The organism is Bergeyella anatis (assembly GCF_036016955.1).
Taxonomy (GTDB): domain Bacteria; phylum Bacteroidota; class Bacteroidia; order Flavobacteriales; family Weeksellaceae; genus JAYWXI01.
This window is the reverse complement of sequence record NZ_JAYWXI010000035.1, coordinates 1-4134: the sequence shown is the minus strand read 5'-3', so window position 1 is coordinate 4134 and position 4134 is coordinate 1. Positions and strand designations below refer to the sequence as shown.

At 33.1% G+C, this 4134-nt stretch carries 4 protein-coding genes and 1 pseudogene; 4 read left to right on the top strand and 1 reads right to left on the bottom strand.

The window, feature by feature from the left end:
* Nucleotides 1–116: pseudogene (locus tag VQ048_RS12985) on the bottom strand (IS982 family transposase); the annotation flags it as partial.
* A 78-nt stretch (nucleotides 117–194) separates the two neighbouring features.
* Between VQ048_RS12985 and VQ048_RS11705 the strand changes: the two are divergent.
* From VQ048_RS11705 to VQ048_RS11690, 4 genes are all read left to right on the top strand, one after another.
* A complete protein-coding gene (locus VQ048_RS11705) occupies nucleotides 195–719 on the top strand; it encodes a LytR/AlgR family response regulator transcription factor (RefSeq protein WP_327611854.1) in 525 nt (174 codons plus the stop codon).
* A gap of 399 nt (nucleotides 720–1118) precedes the next feature.
* Nucleotides 1119–2474, top strand: a complete 1356-nt coding sequence (locus VQ048_RS11700) for a tyrosine-type recombinase/integrase (RefSeq protein WP_327611853.1) — start codon at nucleotides 1119–1121, stop codon at nucleotides 2472–2474.
* Between the two features lie 12 nt (nucleotides 2475–2486).
* Nucleotides 2487–3548 carry a Fic family protein gene (locus VQ048_RS11695; protein WP_327611852.1) on the top strand — a complete coding sequence of 354 codons (1062 nt, stop codon included), beginning with the start codon at nucleotides 2487–2489 and terminating at the stop codon, nucleotides 3546–3548.
* 154 nt (nucleotides 3549–3702) lie between these two features.
* Entirely contained in the window at nucleotides 3703–3963 is a 261-nt protein-coding gene (locus tag VQ048_RS11690) for a hypothetical protein (RefSeq protein ID WP_327611851.1), read from the top strand.
* The last annotated feature ends 171 nt before the right edge of the window (nucleotides 3964–4134 follow it).

Here is a 4134-nt window from a genome sequence, read left to right as displayed (position 1 = left end):
ACAAGTTCCAAATCAGACATTTTGGGATTCCTGATTTTCTTGCTTGTTTCAATATGTTTGCAGGTTTTTGTCAATTGTTCTAAAATAATTTTGTAGTTTTGAATGAGATTGTTCATGTATTTAACGACTTGGTAATCAATTAAATATACGATTTATTAATCAAATGGACAATCTTTTTCTTTTTTAATTCCTAAATGCACAACAGGTTTAATTTATTAGATAATCCTCCCATTATTATTTTTATTACTGCACATCGCGATTTTGCATTAGAAAGCTTTAATACAGGGGCTGTGGATTACTTAGTAAAACCAGTTCGTTTTGAAAGGTTTTTAAAAGCTGTAACTCGTGCAAGAAATTACATTACAAAGAAACATTTAAAAGAAGAAGATCCTAAAGAAAAACAGGATAGAATTTTCATAAAAACAGAAGGTAAATTAGTTAAAATTTTATATGATGAAATAATTTATATAGAAGCACAAGGTGATTATTTAAAAATTGTAACAAAAGCTGGTTCATATATCACACTCGCAACATTGAAATCTATGGAGAATGCTTTAGTAAAAACAAAACTTATTAAAGTTCAGAGATCTTTTATAATAAATACCTCTTTTGTAAGAGCGATTGATGGTAATATGATTGAATTGGATAACGGGAAATCAATATCTATTTCAGTGAATAAAAAAGAAGAACTTTTTAGGCTTTTAGGGCTAAAACAATAAAGCATTTATTAGCCTATGTTTTATTATTTATATCGGTAGAATTTTATATTCTACCGATTTTTTAAGGTATTAGTTGGTAGTGGGATATTTGAAGGTAAAATGAAATCGGACCTACTAAAAGGAAAAACTAAATCACAGAGAGCTTAGCTTTACGATTTAGTTTGTAGCCCCGCCAGGGCTACAAACTACGCTTTTAGGCACTTTTTACGAAGTGCCTTTTTTAGTGCCTTTTTGTTTACAAACCCTCTGTTTATGGTATGTTTCAAAAATTAACCTCATTGCAATAGATTGCAATAGATTTTAGTAAAATGCACTTCGGTGGTAACAACGGTGGTAACAAATTTGGAATTGTTACCACCAACCTATATATTTGCCTCGTTGAATTGTAATATCCCTATAATGGCAAATATCATTTTTTACCTAAGAGGCACTAAAGAGCCTAAAAAAGTTTATCTAAGGTACAGACCTAACAGGGATTTTGATTTACATATAAATACCCCCTTTGTTATCCATTCTGAAAATTGGGACGATACAACCAAGCAATGGGGCGCCTCCCAAATTGTTAAAGGAGCAAAAACCGTAGAGACAAAAAAACAAAACGCAGAAATTTTAGATTTCAACAAGCGTATAGAGACCTTTAAGCTAGATATAGCTAATCAGATAGATAATAACCTTAACCTAACCGCTCCACAACTTAAAGAGCATTTAAAGGACTTTATTTTAAAACACTACTTCGCCCACAAGCTGGAGACAAAGAAGAAATACACTATTCCTGATAAATTAGACGCACTTATAGACTACTACATACAATTTAGAAGCGTAGAGGATAAAACGCAGGGTAAAAAACCAATATCAGCAAACACCATTAAAAAATACAAAGGGCTAAAAAGTACCCTGATGAAGTTTAATAAGAACCTCATCGTAACGGATATAAATAATATCTTCCGTAACAAACTAGTAAAATGGTTTAATGGGCAAGGGTACACGGCACAAACCCAAACTAAGTATTTGAAAGATATAAAAATGTTGTGCAGGTTTGCGGAAACAGAGCATAACATTAGCAAAGATGTTTTAGCGTGGAAGATAGACCGCAACCCTGATAATGTAACTAAGGGGCTTTACCTCAACTTTGATAAACTAGCTATCCTAGAAACGCTAGACCTTACAGGCAGTTTAGATGAGGTTAGAGATTGGCTTTTGATTTCGTGTTATACAGCGTTAAGGGTTTCAGAACTTTTCAGCTTAGATACTGCTAATATAGTAGAAGACCCCAACGGTCGCAAGTTTATAAAGGTTATAGAGAAGAAAAACCGCAACGCAAAAGATAAGGGTATAAAGTACACGGCACTACTCCCTAAAGTAGTGGATATAATGAGCAAAAGAGGCGGTAAATTCCCTAAAGTGATAAGCGAACCATATTATAACCGTCAATTAAAAAAACTCTGCAAAATCGCAGGATTTGATGAGGTGGTGCAAAGTGCAAAGATAGAAGCCACCGAGAACGGAAATAGAAGAATAGAGGGCGAATATCCTTTTTATGAATTAGTAACCTCTCATATAGGGAGGCAAACCTCGGTTACTCTATTTGGGCAGTTTATGGATACCGAAACTATGCAGATGATGACTAACCACCACGACAAAACCCTCCTAGAGCATTACAACAAAATAGATATAGACACTAAACAGCTACAAAAGGCAAAAAAGGTTTACGAAGCCTTTAAAAATATGAACATTACCCCTGAACAACTAAACTAATACTTTAAGATAATGGATTTTAATTTACCTCATCTACCGCCTACCGTAGAAATAGAGACCACCGCAGTATTAAAACAACTGACAAAGTCTCATAGATACCTAGCTGAACTAAAGGGGACGGTAAAGACGATACCCAACGAGCATATTTTAATCAATACTCTAGCGTTGCAAGAGGCTAAAGATAGTAGCGAGATAGAAAATATAGTAACCACCCACGACGAACTATATAAAGAAAACATTTTAATAGAGACTAAAAACCCTGCAACAAAAGAAGTATATAACTATGCTCAAAGTTTAAAGTTAGGCTTTGAAATAGTGCGTAAAGAGGGGTTATTATTAAACAAACATATCATAGCTATACAGCAAGAATTAGAGCGAAATAATGCAGGATTTAGGACACAAGCAGGAACTAAATTAGTTAATTCTCTGGGCGAGGTAGTTTATACCCCACCGCAAGAGACTAAGGCTATTTTAGACCTAATGGCAAACCTAGAAAGGTTCATCAATGACAATAGTTTTTCAGACTTAGACCCTTTGACTAAAATGGCGATTATACACTATCAGTTTGAGAGCATACACCCATTTTATGACGGTAACGGTAGAACAGGCAGAATTATAAATATTCTATACTTGGTATTGCAGGGACTTTTAGATTTACCTGTATTGTATTTGAGCCGTTATATCACGCAGAACAAACAGAAATATTATCAAGTATTGCAAGGGGTAAGAAGTGAGAACGATTGGGAAAGTCTTATTTTATACCTCATCAAAGGCGTTGAGGTTACAGCAATACAGACCATTGATTTAGTTCAAAATATAAAAACACTAATGCAGGAGACTAAATATAAACTTCGTAACGATTTACCGAAGCTGTATAGTCAGGACTTGCTGAATAACCTATTTAAAAATCCTTACACTAAAATAGAGTTTTTGGAGAAAGATTTAGGGATATCATACCAAACCGCAAGAAAGTATTTAGAACTACTATCAGAACATAAGTATCTAAATAAAATACAGGTAGGTAAGTACAGCTACTATATCAATGAGCCACTACTAAATTTATTTATACAGTAGTCCACCTTTATACAAAAACGCTGTTTTGCATAAACGAACCTCCTAACCTTTATGTAAAAACGCTGTTTTGTATAAACGAAAATAAGATAACGGTAAATAAACGCCATTTTTTACCATATAAAAATAAAATTGTTGAATTGTAAACTTGAACACTATGGAAATCCCCTTTTATACCTCTTTTAAAGAGTTTAAGGATAATTACGAAACTGATTTAGAGAAGTGGCTAAGTATATACCCTGACGGCAACGAAGATGAATTTTTAAAAGAAGTTAAGGAACTATACGAGCCTTTTTTAAGGTGGAGTGGTAGGTATTTTTTTAAAGATTTAGAGCAACTGCAGAATAGGGTAATAACCTATGATAATAATGACGGTTACACTATTATTTTTACAGATGATTATAAAATAAACATTTAGTCAAAAAGCAAAATTATGAAAAAAATCATAATTAGTTGTAAAATAAGAGATTAATTGTTTATTTACCTTTAACTTGCAGACTGTGATTTACTGAGATTTGACCTCAAATGACAAAGTTGAGTTACTTATCAGTTACTTGATTTGTATAGAAAGTTTTTCATTAAAGAGGTT

What these genes read in the sequence shown, in the direction of transcription:
- VQ048_RS11690 (WP_327611851.1), top strand. Translation starts at nt 3,703, where the DNA reads ATGGAAATCCCCTTTTATACCTCTTTTAAAGAGTTTAAGGATAATTAC.
- VQ048_RS11700 (WP_327611853.1), top strand. Translation starts at nt 1,119, where the DNA reads ATGGCAAATATCATTTTTTACCTAAGAGGCACTAAAGAGCCTAAAAAA.
- VQ048_RS11705 (WP_327611854.1), top strand. Translation starts at nt 195, where the DNA reads ATGCACAACAGGTTTAATTTATTAGATAATCCTCCCATTATTATTTTT.
- VQ048_RS11695 (WP_327611852.1), top strand. Translation starts at nt 2,487, where the DNA reads ATGGATTTTAATTTACCTCATCTACCGCCTACCGTAGAAATAGAGACC.